We start from the raw sequence: 16,527 nt of genomic DNA on the forward strand, positions 1-16,527 counted from the left end.
AACCGGCCCGCCGCCGGCCTTTGTGATCGCGAGGCGATCTGCTAGCCCGCGGCCTCGAAGCGGCGGCGGGGTTGGGGCATGACGGACGGAACGGGGGAGGCACGGGCGTTCGAGCGTCGCATGAAGCTCGTCTTCGCGGCGGATTTCATCACGCTCGGCCTGTTCAACCCGTTCTTTCCCGTCTGGCTCGCCCATCAGGGGCTCGACGCGGACGCGATCTCGCTGGTGCTCGGCCTGCAGATCGCGCTGCGGGCCTTGAGCGTTCCGCTCGTCCTCAAGCTCGCCGACGCCTCGCGCGAGCGCGCCTTCGTGCTGATGGGCTCGGCCTTCGGGGCGGCGCTCGTCGTCAACCTCCTCTTCGTCTCGTCCGGTCTTGCGGCCATCCTCGTCTCGACCGTCCTCCTCGCGCTCGTCTGGGCGCCGCTGATCCCGATCACCGACGCGGTGGCGCTCGCCGGGCAGCGCCGGCTCGGCGCCGACTACGGCCGCGCGCGGCTCTGGGGATCGATCGCCTTCATCGCCGCCAACGTGTCCGGCGGGCTCCTGATCGGGACGTTCGGGGCGGGCTCCATTCCGGCGCTGCTTCTCGCCGCCTTCGTGATCGCCGCCGCCTTCTCCTGCTTCACGCCGCGCCTCGGGCGGCCGAGGCGCGCGAGCGCGCTCGCTGACGCGGGGCCGGGCGAGCCCGCCGGACTGCCGAAGCTGCCCAAACTGCGGCGGCGCCTCGTGCCGGGCGCCGACATCGGCCGCCTCGTGCCGGCGATGGCGGCGCTGGCGCTCGTCCAGGCCAGCCACGCCATGCTCTACGGGTTCGGCGCCATTCTCTGGACAGGGCTCGGCTATGCGCCGCTGACGATCGGCATCTTCTGGGGCACGGGCGTCGTGGTCGAGATCGTGCTCTTCCGCTTCGGCAGCGGGCTGATCGCACGGTTCGGGCCGCGCGGCCTCCTCGTCGCGGGCGCGGCGGCGGGCGTCCTGCGCTGGAGCCTGATGACGGGGGATGCGGGCGTCGGAGGCTTCGTCGCCCTCCAGGCGCTGCACGGCTTCACCTTCGGCGCCTCCTGGCTCGCTTTGCAGGCGACGATCGCCGCCCATGTGCCGGAGGAGCGGCTCGGCGCCGCGCAGGGTCTGGGCTTCCTCTTCCAGACCGGCCTGATGGCCGGCGCGACGCTTCTCAGCGGGCCGGCCTACGAGGCCTTCGGGCAGGGCGCCTTCGCCGGCATGGCGCTGATCGCGGCCCTCGCGCTGCTCGTCGCGCCCTTCTACCCCCAGAGGGCGGATATCGGCGGGGCGACGCGCGAGTCGCGGTAGACGAGCCCGTTCGGCCGGTCCGCCCTGAGGAGGAGCGGGCCGTCGAGATCGACGAAGTCGGCCTCCTGCGCCAGAAGGAGAGCCGGCGCCATGGCGAGCGACGTGCCGACCATGCAGCCGACCATGACGCCGAAGCCGAGCGCGCGCGCGTCGCGCATCAGCGCGAGCCCTTCGGTGAGGCCGCCGGTCTTGTCGAGCTTGACGTTGACCACGTCGTAGCGGCCGACGAGCTTGGAGAGATCGCCGCCGACATGCACCGATTCGTCGGCGCAGACGGGGACCGGGTGCGGGATCGCGCCGAGCAGGGCATCGCGCCCGGCGGGCAGGGGCTGCTCGACGAGGCTCGCCCCGGCCCGGGCGGCGGCCAGCATGTTGGGCAGCAGGTTCGCCTCCGTCCAGCCCTCGTTGGCGTCGAGGATCAGCCGGGCGCGGGGGGCGGCGGCCCGCACGGCCCGAATGCGCGACGCGTCGTCCTCGCTGCCGAGCTTGATCTTGAGGAGCGTGCGATGGGCGACCTCGGCGGTTGCCGCCGCCATCTCCTCGGGCGTGCCGAGGCTGATCGTATAGGCCGTCTCCACCTCGGCGGGCGCATGTCCGCAGACCCGGCGCCAGACCGGCATGCCGCTCGTCTTGGCCTCGAGATCCCAGAGCGCGCAGTCGACGGCGTTGCGGGCGGCGCCCGGCGGCAGGAGCGTTGCGATCTCGTCGCGCCCCGCACCGGCCTCCAGCGCGCCGCGCACCGCCTCGATCGCATCCGTCACGCCTTCCAGGCTCTCGCCGTAGCGCGCGTAGGGCACGCATTCGCCCCGTCCGGTCGCGCCGCCCTCGCCGAGCGTGCAGGTGACGACGGCGGCTTCCGTCTTGGTGCCGCGCGCGATGCGGAACGGCTTTTCCAGCGCGAAGCGCTCGACTGTTACTGAAACACCACGTGACATCGGCGAACCCCGGCGCGGAAGGCCTTCGGGGCCCGGCGCGAATGACAAGATGTGAGTGGACGGTTAACGTCGGTGGAGAGTAGGGCTCCCCCTGCAACCCGATTCCGTACCCTTCGGCCGGTCGCCGTGGAAGGTCAAGACAGACAGAATGCTCGATCTCGCGACCGCTGACAGGAACGGCCCGGACGACAGACCGGAGGCCGCGGCCCCGACGTTCTCGGCCGAGAAGCGGGATGGCGCCGTCGTGCTCGTCGCCGGCGGCGACTGGCTGGCGCGCACGATCGGCTCCGTCGAGACGCTCCTCCAGGACACGCAGAAGGCCGATCTCGGTCGCTCGGTGACGATCGACATCGCCGATGTCACGCGGCTCGACACGTCCGGCGCCTATATGTTCGAGCGCCTGCGCCAGGGGCTGGAGACGGACGGGCGCCGCGTGGAGATCGAAGGCGTCGGCAAGACCGACGAGGCTCTCTTCGAGGTGGTGCGCAAGGCGCTCGAGAAGGAGCGGCCCGAGCCCAATCCCGACGAGACGGGTTTCGTGACGCGATTCCTCTCCGGCATCGGCGGCGGCGTCGTCGCGGCCAAGGACGAGGCCATGGTCGGCCTCAGCATCGTCGGCGGCGCGCTCTACGCCCTGAAGGACCGGGTCGTCGGCCGCACGCAGGCGCGCCCGGCCGCCATCGTCAGCCAGATGGACCGGATGGGCGTCCAGGCGGTGCCGATCATCGTCCTCATGACCTTCCTCATCGGCGGAATCATCGCCCAGCAGGGCGCCTTCCAGCTCCGGCGCTTCGGCGGCGAGCTCTACGCCGTCAATCTCGTGGGCATCCTCGTCCTGCGCGAGATCGGCGTGCTCCTCACCGCCATCATGGTGGCGGGCCGCACGGGCAGCGCCATCACGGCCGAGATCGGCTCGATGAAGATGCGCGAGGAGGTGGACGCCCTGCACGTGATGGGGCTCGGGCCGATCAGCGTCCTCGTCTTCCCGCGGCTGGTGGCGCTCATCATCGTGCTGCCGCTCCTCTCCTTCCTCGCCAATCTCACCGCGCTGCTCGGCGCCATGATGACGCTGCAGCTCTATTCGGGCATCTCGCCGGCCAACTTCCTGCAGGGCCTGCAGTCCTCGATCGACGTGTTCACGATCTTCGCCGGCCTCATCAAGGCCCCGTTCATGGCGCTCATCATCGGCATCGTGGCGGCGGCGGAGGGCATGCGCGTCGGCGGCAGCGCCGAGAGCCTCGGTGCCCGCGTGACGGCCTCGGTCGTCAAGTCGATCTTCCTCGTCATCCTCGTGGATGGCCTTTTCGCGATCCTCTATGCCTCTCTCGGACTCTAAGCCCACGGCGCGCGACGAAGCGCGCGGCCAGCACGACGTAATCATCGAGGCGCGCGACGTCACGGTGCGCTTCGGCTCGAAGGCGATCCTGGAAAATCTCAGCCTCGACGTGCGGCGCGGGGAGATTCTCGGCTTCGTCGGCCCGTCCGGCGCGGGCAAGTCGGTGCTGCTGCGCACGATCCTCGGCCTCAACCGCAAGCAGGGCGGCACGATCGAGGTCTTCGGCACGAATTACGAGACCGCGACCCAGGCCCGCCGTCTCGACGTGGAGCGGCGCTGGGGCGTCCTCTTCCAGCACGGCGCGCTCTTCTCCTCGCTGACGGTGCTGGAGAACATCGAGGTGCCGATGCGCGAGTATCTCGACATCTCGCCGGCGCTGCGCCACGAACTGGCGCGGTTGAAGCTCGATCTCGTCGGGCTGGCGCAGGACGCGGCGGGCAAGTTCCCGTCCGAACTCTCCGGCGGCATGATCAAGCGCGTGGCGCTCGCCCGCGCGCTGGCGCTCGACCCCGACATCGTCTTCCTCGACGAGCCGACCTCGGGCCTCGACCCGATCGGCGCCGCCGACTTCGACCAGCTCATCATGACGCTGCGCGATACGCTGGGGCTCACCGTCTACATGGTGACCCACGATCTCGACAGCCTCTTCCAGGCCTGCGACCGCATCGCCGTGCTCGGCGACCGCAAGGTTCTGGTGGAGGGACCGCTCGAGACCATGCTGACCTTCGATCACCCCTGGGTGAAATCCTACTTCCACGGGAAACGGGCCCGCACCATCGTGCCGCCCGAGACGACCCCCTCCACGTCGCAGGGAGCGAACTGATGGAAACCAAAGCCAACTACGTTCGCGTCGGCGCCCTCACGCTCGTCGTCATCGCGCTGTTCTTCGGCTTCTTCTACTGGGCGGTCTTCTCGTCCAAGGGCGACGACCGGGTGGCGCTGCTCGTGCGCATCGAAGGTTCGGTGACGGGCCTGCAGCAGGGCAGCCAGGTCCTGTTCAACGGCCTGCCGGTCGGCGGCGTGCGCTCGCTGCGCATCGACCCCAACAATCCGCGCGTCGTCATCGCCACGACCGAGATCGACCCGACGGTGCCGATCAAGGAATCGACGCAGGCCAATATCGGCTTCCAGGGCCTCACCGGCGTCGCCTTCATCGAGCTGCGCGGCGGCATCGCCGACCAGCCGGACATCCTGGCGCTGGCCGAGGAGCAGGGCACCGTGCCGGTGATCCGCGCCAACCCGTCCGATGTGACCGACATCCTGGCGACGGCCCGCAACATCGCCGAGCGCGCCGACAACATCCTCGGCCAGTTCGAGGGCCTCGTCGGGGCCGTCGGCCCCTCGGTGCGCACGACCGCCGAGAACGTCGCGCGCACGTCCGAGAATGTCGAGGTCTTCACGACGAGCCTGGCCGAGAACTCCGACAATATCCGCAGCTTCGTCGCCAGCCTCGGCCAGCTCTCGGTGACGGCCAACAACGTCGCGCAGGGTCTGCCGGCCACCGTGGCGCAGGCGCAGCGCATCCTCGAGGCGGTGGACCCGGCGGCCGTCGGCACGACCGTCGCCAACGTGCGGGCCGTGTCGCAGACGGTGCGCGAACAGGCCGACAAGATCTCGGGCATCGTCGATTCGGTGCGCACGGCCGCCAACGGCGTGGGCGCCGTCGGCGATGCCGTGCAGCGCAATGCCGCCGGCATCGACAGTTTCCTCGGCAATCTCGGCCCGCTCTCGGAAAGCGCCGACGCGCTGGTGAAGTCGATCGACACGCAGGCCGTGAACGAGACGGTCGCGAGCGTGCGCGAGGTCGCCAACGCGGTTCGGGCCAAGACGCCGCAGATCCAGTCGATCATCGAAGGCACGGACACGACCATCGCCACGCTGAAATCGACGCTCGACGGCTTCACGCAGACCCGCGCCCAGTTCGACACGCTTCTGGCGAGCGTCGATCCCGGCAAGGTCAACCGCGCGGTCGAGAACGTCTCGGCGGCGACCGACAACGTCGCCAAGGCGGCCGATTCGATCTCGAACATCGCCACCGACATCGGGGCGCGCCGCGAGGACATCGACCAGATCATCACCAATGCGGAACTGACGAGCCAGCGCCTCGCCAGTGCCTCGCAGCGCATCGACAGCGTGGTGACCTCGGTGAACAGCTTCCTCGGCGGCTCCGGCGACGGCACGACGCTCGGCACGGACGCCTCCACCACGCTGCGCGCGGTGCGCGACGCGGCCCGCTCGATCCAGTCGCAGATCGGTCCGATCGCCGCGAGCCTCAACCGGTTCTCCAGCCAGGGCCTGCGCGAGGTCCAGGGTCTGATCCAGAACGTCAACCGGACCGTGGACACGATCAACGGCGCCGTCACCGACTTCTCGGCCAATCCGAGCCGGCTGATCTATGGCGGCGAGAGCGGTCAGGTGAAGACGTTCGACGGCCGCACGCGCCGCTGATCCTTCGAACGGGCGGGCGCCGGACCCAAGGGTCGTGGCGCCCGCACAACACAGGCCGGGCGATCGCGCGCCCGCCCCGCCGGCTCCCTCGACGGGCGGCGCGCTCATGCCATCTTGGTGGAACGGCCGTTCGTGTCCGCGCGCGCGCGTCTTCCGCGACCGAAGGCGACCGCGGAGTTTTCGGTCGAGAAGCAAAGCCGCCGAACCGCCGTGCCCGAAGGGCCGGCGCACCGGGATGGGATCGCTCCGGGCGGCAAAGGCGATCCGTGCGTCATGCGTTTGAGAAAGTTTGGGACATGCGGGCATTTCTGAAGGCTGTCACCTTGGCGGGCGCCGCGTTGGCGGCCAGTTCCTGCGCCTCGACGCCCCCGGCCGACACCTACGAGATCCTGGCGCCGAGCTTCTCCGCCGGCGTTCCCGGCCGCAGCCGGGCGCAGCTCCTCATCGCCGAGCCGACCGCCATCAAGACGCTCGACAGCGAGAAGATCGCCATCAAGCCGACGCCGACGACGATCGAGTATCTGGCGCAGAGCCAGTGGAGCGACCGGCTGCCGCGCATGGTGCAGCTGCGCCTCGTGCAGGCCTTCCAGAACACCGGGCGCTTCGCCGCCGTCGGCGTGCCCGGCCAGGGCCTTGCGATCGACTACCAGCTGGTGATGGAGATCCGGAAATTCGAGGTGGCCGTGGCGCCGGCCTCCGGCGCGGTGATCGAGATCTCCGCCAAGGCGCTGAACGACAAGACCGGCAACGTCGTGCGCAGCCGCGTCTTCAGCGCCGCCGTGCCCATCACCGGCACCGGCAACGCCGCCTATGTCGCCGCGCTGAACCAGGCCTTCGACCGCATCTCCCGCGAGATGGTGACGTGGATGCTCGCGACGATCTGAGGCGACCGGGCCTCGCAACCCGACGGATTGTTCGAGGGCGGTGCCGAAAGGCGCCGCCCTTTTTCGTCTGGAACGGACGCCGGCCCCGGTGCGCGAGCCCGCTCCGGAAGAGCGGGGCAAGCGCCGATCCGGGGTCGCGACGGGTCCGCCCGTGGCGGTCGGGCCGTCCCGCGCAAGCTCCCATCCAAGCCGCGTCCCGGCGAGCGCGACGGCGGGCCGTGCGATATATCATGCCGGTCCGCTGACGAACCGATCCGCCGGAGCTGTCCATGCGGTGCGGCCAGGCGCTCGAACGCGTGCCGGGCAGTGGCCGGGACGCATCATTTCCGAACGCGCGGCGGGCTCGGATCCGGCGACGGCCGTCGCCGCAGGGACAGGCCCGTTCCATCTCGCCACCACGAAGAAGGGGCGACCGTCGCCGGCCGCCCCTTTTGCCTTTTCTCCATCGAACACCGGCGGTTGGCCGGTTTCTCTCGCCTCAGCTGTCGAAGCGTCCGGAGGCATGGGCGAGCATCGTGTAGACCTTGCCCGTGTCCGAGGTGAGATAGCCGCGGGAGATCGCGTTGTCCGTGTCGGTCCTGGCGACGTCCGCCAGAAGCTGCTCGAAATCGGCGATGTAGCGATCCACCGCGCCGCGGAACTCCATGTCGCGCTGGTACTTGCGGCGGATCTCGTCGAAGGTCTGCTGTCCCTTCATCGTGTAGAGCCGGCGGGTGAAGACGTTGCGCTCGCCGGCGCGGTAGCGGTCCCACAGCTCCACCGAGGCCCGGTGATCGATCGCGCGGGCGATGTCGACCGAGAGCGAGTTGAGCGATTCCACCACATGGTCCGCGCTGCGGGCGGCGGGAGCCGGCGCCGGTGCCGCGGGCGCCGGCATCTCGGCCTTGGCCGCGTCCTCGTCGCGCGAGGCGCGGCGCAGGAGGTCGGAGACCCAGCCGCCGCCGCGGCCGCCCGTCTCGCCCGGCTGGGCCGCCTCGTCCTCGACCGGGCGTGCCGGGCGAAGCGTGGAGGGCTGCTGCACCGCGGGTGCGGCGGGACGGGCCTCGCCTCGGGCGACGGATGGGGCCGGCTGCGACACCGGCTGCGCCGCCGCCGCCTGGGGCGCGGGATAGGCGGGACCGCGCGTGTCGAGCGCGAGATTGCCGTCGGAGAGGAAGGACGCGGCGATCTCCGCCTCGACTTCGTCCTCCACGCTGCTCAGCGGGGCGACGCGGGTCGAGACCCGGGGCGCGGCCGCCGCGGGAGCCCGACGCATGCCGACGTCGAGCGCGCGGCCGGACTGCGAGACGATCTCGGAGAGGTCCTTCAGCGCGCGGATCTGGTCGGAGACGGCGCGGCGCATGGCCTCGGTCGACTCGCGGGTCTCCTCCGGCAGTTCGAAGACGCCGCGCTTGATCTCGGCGCGGGCGCCGTCGAGCTCGCGACGGATGTCCGCGGCCGTGCGGCGCATCTCCTGCGTGGCGCCCTCGAAGCGCAGCGTGGCGTCCTCGATGACGGCCTGGATCGCCGCGCGCATGGCCTCGGCCGACTGGCGCGAGCGGCCTTCGGCCACGTCGAACTGGCTCTCGGCCTCCCCGACGACCGACTGAATCGCGCCGCGCATGATCTCCGCGGCCTGCCGCGACCGCTCCTCGGCGGATGCGAACTGCCCGTCGACATTGCCGGCGACGGTCTGGAAGGCGTCGCGCACCGTCTCGGCCGCCTGCCGCGAGCGGGCTTCCGCCGCTTCGAACCGATCCTCGACATCGCCGACGGCGGACTCGAGCACCGTGCGCATCGTCTCGGCCGCCTGGCGCGAGCGGGCCTCAGCCCGGTCGAGACGCCGGTCGGCTTCGCCGAGCGACTGGCCGACCTCGCTGGCGAGCAGCGTCGCCATCAGGCGCGAGCGCTCCTCGGTGCGATCGAACAGACCGCCGACGACCTCCTCCATCGAACGCATCAGCGCGCCGATCTCCTCGGACCGCTCGACGAGGCCGTTGGACAGGGCCTCGATCTCGGCATGGCCGGAGCCGAGCGCCGCGCGCAGGCCGTCTTCATTGGTCTCGATGAGACGCACGACTTCCGTCAGCGTCGCCCCGTGCTCCTGGAAGCGGTCGGCCATCGCCGCGACGCGCGAGAAGGCGGTCGTGGAGAGCTGGTCGAGCCTGGCGACGTTGGAGTCGAGGAGGCGCGAGGAGAGCGAGATCGAGTTGGAGGCCTGCTCCGCCCCTTCCGTGAAGCGCTGGCTGGTCTCGCCGAGCGCCACGTCGATGGCATTGAGATTGCCGGCCGCTTCCTCCACGAGGCCGCGCAGGGCATTGCCGCTCTGGGCGAGGCGACCGACGAGCGAGCCGACGTCGCGCGACAGCTGGTCGCGCATGTCGGCCACGGCGCCGATGGCGCTCGCCGCCTTGGAGTCGATCGCCGACAGGATCTCGTCGGAGCTGCGCGACAGGGCCTCCACCGTCTCGGCGGTGCGCTGCGAGAGCGCGGCGACGAAGGCGCCGTTCTCGCTGGACAGACGCTCCGCGGCACTGCGGGTCGAGAGGCTGATGCGCTCGGCGATCTCGGTCCCGCTGGTGCCGAGGCGCTCGACCATCGGCCGGGCCTCCTCGTCGATGAGGCGCGCGATCTCGGCGCTGCGGCTGGCGAGAACCTCGTTCAGCGCACGCGTCTTGGCCTCGACCTCCTCGGCCATGAGGCGGGTGCGGGTGGCGAGCGCGCGCTCGGTCTCGGACATGCGGGTCGAGATCTCCTCGCCGATCTGCCCGGCCGTCTCGACGATCTGGCCGCGGGCGCGGTCCGTCTCGACGCGGATGGCGGTGGACAGGCCGGCGAACTGGCTGGCGAGTTCCTCGCCGCGGCCGAGAACGCCGCGGTTCACCGCGTCCGCTTCAGTCGCCAGAAGGGTCGCGGCCTCCGCCACGCCCTCGCGCAGCCGCTCGGCGACACTGGCGATCTCGTCGCGCAGCGAGGTCGAGGCCGCGCCGATCTCGGTGCGGATGAGCTGCGTGGCGCCGGAAATCTCCTGCGGCAGGCCCGAGGATTCCAGGAGGGCGCTGAGCCGCTCGGAGACGGTGCCGAGCTCGGTGGCGAACTTGGAGGACCGCTCCTCGAGACTGGCCGCCACGCGCTCGGACTGCGACAGGAGCTGGTAGGACGCGCCGGAGAGGCGGCGGGCGAAGCTGTCGGTGTTCTCGGTGAGCGTGACGCGGGCGGCCTCGGTCGCCTCGCGCATCCGGGCCGTGGCGGTCTCGACCTCGCCGGCGACGAGGCTCGCCTCCTCGACGAAGTTGCCGCGCGAGGCCTCGCCGGCAAGACGCAGGCGTTCGGTCGCTTCCTCGAGCTGGGCCGAGAGAAGGCGCGTCTCCTCCGAGAGAAGGTCGCGCGCCTCTTCCGCGCCCGAGCGCAGGCGGTCGCCCACCATCGAGACGTTGGAGCCGAGATCGTCCGACAGGGCGGCGAGGCGGCCGGTGACGCCGTCGAGCTCTCCGCGCAGCGAGGCGGTGAGGGCGAGCAGGCCGTCCGACATGGCGAGGCGCTCGCCGCTGAGGCCGGTGCGGGCCGCTTCCGTCTCTGCGATCATGCGGTCCGAGATGTCGGCGAACTGGGCGAGGAAGCTCGCCGAGACCTCCGAGAGACGGCCGCGCAGCGCCTCGGCCTCGTTGCGCATCGCGAGCGAGGCGCCGCCGAGCTCGCCGGCGAAGGCCGAGCTCTGGTCGGCGAGGGCGAGGCGGGCCTCCTCGGCTTCCTGGCGCAGGATGCGCGACAGGTCGGCCACGCGGCGGGCCAGATCCTCCGCCTCGCTGGCGAAGTGGCCGCGCGATTCGGTGGACAGGGTGCGGATGACCTCCACCGCGTTGCGCACGGTCTCGGCGATGCGGTCGCCTTCGCCGGCGACCTGCCGGTTGAGCGAGCCCGTCTGGTCCTGCACCGCGAGCGAGGTCGCCTCGATGCGCTCTGCGAGCGTGGCGGCGAGATTGTCGAGACGCTCCGACAGGCGGTCGGCCTCGGCCGCGATGCGGCGGCTGGCCTCCTCGCCGGAGAGGGCGAAGGTGCGGTCGACGCCCGACAGGCTCTCGGCGAAGCGGCTGGACTCGCCGTTCAGGAGGTCGCGGGCGCGCCCGGCCTCCTCGGCCATCGCGGCCGAGGCCCGGCCGATCGTCTCGCGAAGGCTCTCGGCGATGGCCGCCGTGCGGCTGTTGAGGCTGCGCTCGACGGTGTCGAGGCCGCGGTCGAGGACGGTGGCGATGGCCTGCGTGCGCTCGCTGAGCGCCGAGGTGAGCGTGCTGGAGCCGCCGTCGAGCGCGGCGAGCAGCTCGTCGCGACGGTTCTCGAGCGAGATCGACACGTCGGTAACGCTCTGCTCGATGGCGCGCCGCACGTCGTCGGCGCGGTCGCCGATCGTGGCGGAGGCGGTGCGGGCCGCTTCCTCGACGATCGAGGTCAGCGCGTCGCGGCGCTCGTCCAGGGCGCCGGCAAGGCGGATGTCGGCGCTCAGGAGCGCGTCCGACAAGGTGCCGACCTTTTCGTCGAGCACCTGGGCGATGGCGTTGCGGCCGGCGTCGAACTCGCTGGAGATCGAGGCGACGCGCGTGTCGAGACCCGACAGGATCGAGCCCTCGTGGTCGCCGACGAGGCGGCGGATCTGTTCGAGGCGGCTGTCGAGCCCGTCGACCAGGACATTGTGCGCATCGTCCACGATGGCGCGCAGCGTCGAGGAGCGCGCGTCCAGCCCTTCGCCGACGCGCAGGATGCGCTCGCCGAGATCGCCGGAGAGAGCCTGTTGGCGCGCCTCGAGTTCGGAGGCGAGGGCATCGCGGCCCTCGGTGAGGACCCGGCGCATGGCGTCGAGGCGGCGGTCGAACTCGCCGGACATCTCGGTCTGCGCGTCGTCGGCCGTGCGGCGAAGATCGGCGCCGCGCGATTCGATGACGGTGGCAAGGCCCGCGAGGGCGCTCTCGATGGCCAGAAGCTGGCCGGCGGCGCTCCGCTCGATCTCGCTCGACAGGCGCTGCGTGCGCGTCTCGAACTCTCCGGCGATGCCCTGCGTGCGCTCCTCGATCTCGGCGCCGAGGCGCTCGCGGACGCGCTCGAACTCGGCGGCGACGCTCAACCCGGTGCCTTCCAGGCTCTGGCGCAGCGCGGCGACCTCGGTGTCGAACATCGAGCGGCCGCGGTCGAACTCGGACGCCACGCTCGGCCCGGCATTCTCCAGGATGTCGCGCAGGCGCTGCAGGTCCGTCTCCACCTGCCGGCGGTTGCGGTCGATCTCGGCGGCGACCGCGCTGCCCGAGCCGTCGAGGACGGTGCGCAGGGAATCGGCCTTCTCGTAGATCCCCGCGGCGATGCGCGAGACCGTCTCCTCGAACGAGCCGGCGAGCGATCCGAGCTGGTTCTCGATCGTGGCGTTCATCCGCTCTTCCAGGAGATCGGACGCACCGCGAAGGGCCTCGACGCGCTCGTCGAAGAGCATGCGGATGGAGGCTTCGTGCTGGCCGAGATCGGCGGCCAGGGTCTCCTGCGACGTGCCGAGCAGGGTGCGGCTGGCCTCGATACGGTCGGCGAGCTGGCCCGAGAGAGACGCGGCGCGCTGGTCGAACTCGCCGAGGAAGACGTTGGACCGTTCCTCCAGCCCGCCGATGAAGCGCACGGACTGCTTGTCGATCGACTGGGTGAACTTGCCGGCGCGGTCGGCCAGGATGCCGGCGATCGCCTCGATGCGGCGGTCGAGACCGTTGGCGAGCCCGTCGCCGCTTTCCTCCACCAGCGTCTCGATGGCCTGACGGCGCTCGTCGAGAATGGCGGCGAGGACCTGCGACTTCTCGTCGACGCGGCGCGAGAGATTGTCCTCGGCGCCGCCGAGCAGTTCCTCGAGGCGCGTGACCGTCGCTTCGATGGCGGTGGTGACGCTCGCGCCCTTCTCCTCGATGCTGCCGGAGAGCGCCTGCTGGGCATAGGCGAGCGCGGCCTCGATATCCTCGCTCTGCGTCGTCAGCGTGCGGGCGACCGATTCCATCCGCTGCGTCAGCGTGTCGGCGATGGACCGGGCGCCGGTGTCGACGATGCCTTCCATCTCCGAGCGGCGCACGGCCAGGAGCCCGTCGAGGCGAAGGATGGCCTCGCCGAGGGCGCGGTCGAAGGCGGCGGCCTTCTCGCCATAGGCCTCGAACCGGTTGTCGCTCGCCATGTCGAAGGCCAGCATGCGGTCGTCGAGCGTCACCGCGATACGGTCGGTGCGCTCCTCCAGCAGGCCGTCGAGGCCCGACAGTCGGTCGTCGATGACGGCCCGCAGGCTCTCGGTGCGCTCGTCGAGGACGGCGCGCGCGCGTTCCACGGCTTCGCCGGCGCGCTGCGAGACGGTCGTCTGGCCGATGTCGAACGCCTCGACGAGACCGCGGATCTGCGACTCGAGCGCCTCGCGCAGTTCGCCCGAGCGGCCCTGGACGAGTTCCGCGGCGCGCGTCGTGGAGAAGTCGATCGCGTCGGCCCGATCCTGCAGCGCGGCGACGAGGGCGGCGCCGCGATCGCCCATGGCGAATTCCAGCCGGTCGAGGCGGTGATCGAGTTCGCCGAGCGTCTGGCCGCCGGCATTGGTGAAGAATTCGGTGGCGCGTTCCGTGCGCGTCGTCAGGCATTCCTCGAGAAGCTGCAGGAAGGCGCGCGACTCGGTGTCGAGCCGGCCCGAACGCTCGTCGAGAAGCGCCGACAGAGCCGCGATGAAGGCCTGCTGGCGCTGCTCGATGTCGCTGCCGCGGTCATCCAGCGTGGCTTCGAGGCCGAGCAGGAAGCCCTGGCCGTCGCCGGCGAAGCGCACGGAGCGCTCGTCGAACAGGGCGTTCAGCTCGGTGAAGAAACTGCCATGGTCGGCGGAAAGACCGGCGAGCCGGTTGTCCAGCGCGTCCTTCAGTTCGCCCGACAGGCGGTCGGCGTCGAAGCGCAGCGTGTTGGTGCGATCCTCCAGAATGGCGGCGATCCGGTCGGCGGCCAGGCCGCTGACGCGCGACAGGGCCTCGATGCGGGCGTCGAGCGTCGTGGTGACACCGTTGAGGAGGCGGTGCGTGCCGTCGTCGAGGCGCGCGCTGCGTTCGTCGAGGATCGAGGCGAGGCGCGCCGCGGCGTCGCGGCTCGTGGCGGCGAGCGTGTCGATACGCCCGTCCAGCGCCTCGGAAACGCCGGACAAGAGGCGGTCGCCATGCGATTGGATGCGGGCATGCCGCTCGTCGAGAAGGGCTGCAAGGCGCGAGACGGCGCCGTCCACCTGGCCGGACAGGCCCTCGATGCGGCCGTCCAGCGCCGAGGAGACGTCGGACAGAAGCCGCTGGCCACTCGTCTCGATCGTCAGGCGTCGCTCGTCGAGCATGGTGCCGAGGCGGCCGAAGCTCTGGTCGGCCACGCCGTCGAGGGCGGCGACGCGCGCGTCGAGCGAGTCGGTGACGTCGGAGACGAGACGCTCGCCGCTGGCGTCGATCTGCGCGCGGCGCTCGTCGAGAACGGCGGCGAGACGGCTGGCGGCCATGTCGACCTCGCCGGACAGATCGGCGATGCGCTCGTCCATCGCGGAGGAGAGATCGGCGAGAACGCGCTGGCCGCTCACGTCGATCTGCTGGCGCTTGTCGTCGAGAAGGCCGGCGATGCGGCCGACGCCCGTCTCCACCGTGCCTTCGATGCCGGCGATGCGCCCGTCGAGGGCCGCGGCGATCTCCGTCAGGAGGCGCTGGCCGTTGGCGTCGAGACGTCCCGAACGCTCGTCGAGCGCCTCGGTCAGCTGCTGGATGAAGCGGCGGCCGTCCTCCTCGAAGGTGGAACCGCGGCCGGAAAGAAGGCCGGCGATCTCCTCGCCGGAGGCGCTGAGATTGCGCGCGATCTCGGCGCCGAGGCCGGACAGGCGGTCGACGAGCCCGTCGGCCGTGCGCTGCAGTTCGGCATTGCGGGCCTCCAGCTCGCGCACGGCGCGAGCGGTGGCCTCCTCGACCTGCGACCCGGCCTTGCCGGCGATCTCGTCCATCCGCCCGATCAGGGCTTCGCCATTGGCGGAGAGGCGGTCGGACGCGGCGCGCCCATGCTCGTCGAACAGCGTGACGAGGCTCTGGCTGCGCGCGGCGTAGTCGCGCTCCAGGCTCGCGCCACGCTCGTCGAGAAGCGCGTTGAACTTCTGCGAGGCGCCTTCGATCCGCTGCAGCACGCCGTCCGAGGTCTGGTCGACATCCTGGGCCAGCCGCTGATGCGAGCCGACGACGGCCGAGCGCAGGCGTTCGGCATGCGACAGCATGGCCTCGCGCTCGGCGCTGAGATCCGTCACCAGGGTGCGGATCTTCACCTCGTTGTCGGCATAGGCGCGCTCCAGCGCCGCCACCTCGTTCTGGACGATGTTCTCGAGTTCGGTGGAGCGGCCCAGCGCCTTCTCGAGGCCTTCGCCCAGCGAATCCATCTCGCGCCGCACGGCGTTGCCGACGGTGGCCACGCGCTCGGCGGCGATCGATTCCGGCTCGGCGAGGCGCAGCGCGACCTCGGCCATGGAGCGGCTGGCGAGCTTCAGGTCGGCGGCGCGAACGACGACGAGCGACAGGCCGACCATGAGGCCGGCGGGGAGGACGCCGAGCGCCAGGGCGAGGGCCGCGTCGACCTCGGGAACGCCCACGAGGCTCTGGCCTGCCGCGTTCATCGAATAGGCGCCGAAGCCGACCAGCGCCGCCCAGCCGAGGCCGAGGATGGTGCCGGCCATCAGCGGCCCGCGGCTCGCGCGGCGGCTCAGCAGCGCGTCCGCGACGACGGAGGCGCGACGGTCCTCGTCGTTGGCGGGCGGCTGGTTGAAGCTGCGCGGCAGTTCGGCGGCGGGCTTGCGCAGGCCAGGCATCGTGGTGCGGGCGGGCTCGTTGGCGGCCGCGAGCGGCGCGTCGAAGCCCCCAGCGCTCGGCTGCGCGAGCGACGGGCGGGCGAGGGACGCCTCGCCGGTGCCCGCGGCGGCGAGACCGGCGCCGGCGCCGATGCCCGCCGCCACCGCGGCGGCACCGAAGGACGGTGCGGTTTCGGACGCGAACGGCGCGGAGGCCGTGTCCTCCGCGCTCATCGAGGGCGAGGGATCGCTCGGCGCTGCGACCGGGGCGCCCGACATGTCCGCAGCGAGGTCGGTGTCCGCGGCGAAGAAAGCGGGGTCTCCGGCGGCGACGGGCGTCTCGTCCGTCGCCTGCATCGTCTCGGCGGAAACGGCCTCGCTCAGCGCCGCGTCGATGGCGCTCGCGTCGAGCTCGAACGGGTCGGCCGTGACCGTGCCGTCGGCCCGCAGCCAGTCGGCCGTCTCGGCGATCTGGCGCTCGAAATCCTCGAAGACGAAGTCGACCTCGCCGGCGCGGACCGGCAGTTCCTCCTCGAGGCTCGCCGTGGCGCGGCCGGCCATTTCCTCGGCCGTCGCGTCACCCTCGGCCGCATCGAAGTCGGCGCGCAGCGCCTCCTCGAGTTCGTTGACGGCGTCGTCGGTGAGCTGGTCGAAGGATTTGATCTTGGACATCGACGATCTGCCTCAACTCTCTGCCGCGGCCTGCGACCGTCCGGGCTTTCGCCCGGGTCGCAGATCCGACACGCCGAACACAATGGCGCGCCAAAACGGAGGATTCCTCGTTCATCATCGTAAATG

At 71.3% G+C, this 16,527-nt stretch carries 7 protein-coding genes; 5 read left to right on the forward strand and 2 right to left on the reverse strand.

The window, feature by feature from the left end; genetic code table 11:
• Nucleotides 1-78: 78 nt before the first annotated feature.
• Nucleotides 79-1,311, forward strand: a complete 1,233-nt coding sequence (locus ASG48_RS07675) for an MFS transporter (RefSeq protein ID WP_082529306.1) — start codon at nucleotides 79-81, stop codon at nucleotides 1,309-1,311.
• Here ASG48_RS07675 and dgcA read toward each other — a convergent pair.
• Nucleotides 1,263-2,246 (reverse strand): N-acetyl-D-Glu racemase DgcA, encoded by a 984-nt coding sequence (gene dgcA / locus ASG48_RS07680; protein WP_055847497.1) that lies wholly within the window; start codon nucleotides 2,244-2,246, stop codon nucleotides 1,263-1,265. The genes ASG48_RS07675 and dgcA overlap by 49 nt on opposite strands.
• Before the next feature lie 148 nt (nucleotides 2,247-2,394).
• Here dgcA and ASG48_RS07685 point away from each other — a divergent pair, with 148 nt between their 5' ends.
• From ASG48_RS07685 to ASG48_RS07700, 4 genes are all read left to right on the forward strand, one after another.
• Nucleotides 2,395-3,582 (forward strand): ABC transporter permease, encoded by a 1,188-nt coding sequence (locus ASG48_RS07685; protein ID WP_055847500.1) that lies wholly within the window; start codon nucleotides 2,395-2,397, stop codon nucleotides 3,580-3,582.
• Nucleotides 3,563-4,405, forward strand: coding sequence for an ABC transporter ATP-binding protein (locus ASG48_RS07690; RefSeq protein WP_055847503.1), 843 nt, complete (start codon nucleotides 3,563-3,565; stop codon nucleotides 4,403-4,405). The genes ASG48_RS07685 and ASG48_RS07690 overlap by 20 nt, the downstream gene beginning before the upstream one ends.
• Nucleotides 4,405-6,030: an MlaD family protein gene (locus tag ASG48_RS07695; protein WP_055847506.1), complete on the forward strand. Its 1,626-nt coding sequence runs from the start codon at nucleotides 4,405-4,407 to the stop codon at nucleotides 6,028-6,030. The genes ASG48_RS07690 and ASG48_RS07695 overlap by 1 nt, the downstream gene beginning before the upstream one ends.
• A 296-nt stretch (nucleotides 6,031-6,326) precedes the next feature.
• A complete protein-coding gene (locus ASG48_RS07700; RefSeq protein ID WP_055847508.1) occupies nucleotides 6,327-6,914 on the forward strand; it encodes an ABC-type transport auxiliary lipoprotein family protein in 588 nt (195 codons plus the stop codon).
• Between the two features lie 478 nt (nucleotides 6,915-7,392).
• Here the strand turns inward: ASG48_RS07700 and ASG48_RS07705 are convergent, their stop codons facing one another.
• Nucleotides 7,393-16,401, reverse strand: coding sequence for a hypothetical protein (locus tag ASG48_RS07705; RefSeq protein ID WP_055847512.1), 9,009 nt, complete (start codon nucleotides 16,399-16,401; stop codon nucleotides 7,393-7,395).
• Nucleotides 16,402-16,527: the final 126 nt, after the last annotated feature.

This window comes from Aurantimonas sp. Leaf443, from assembly GCF_001425575.1.
Taxonomy (GTDB): Bacteria; Pseudomonadota; Alphaproteobacteria; order Rhizobiales; family Rhizobiaceae; genus Leaf443.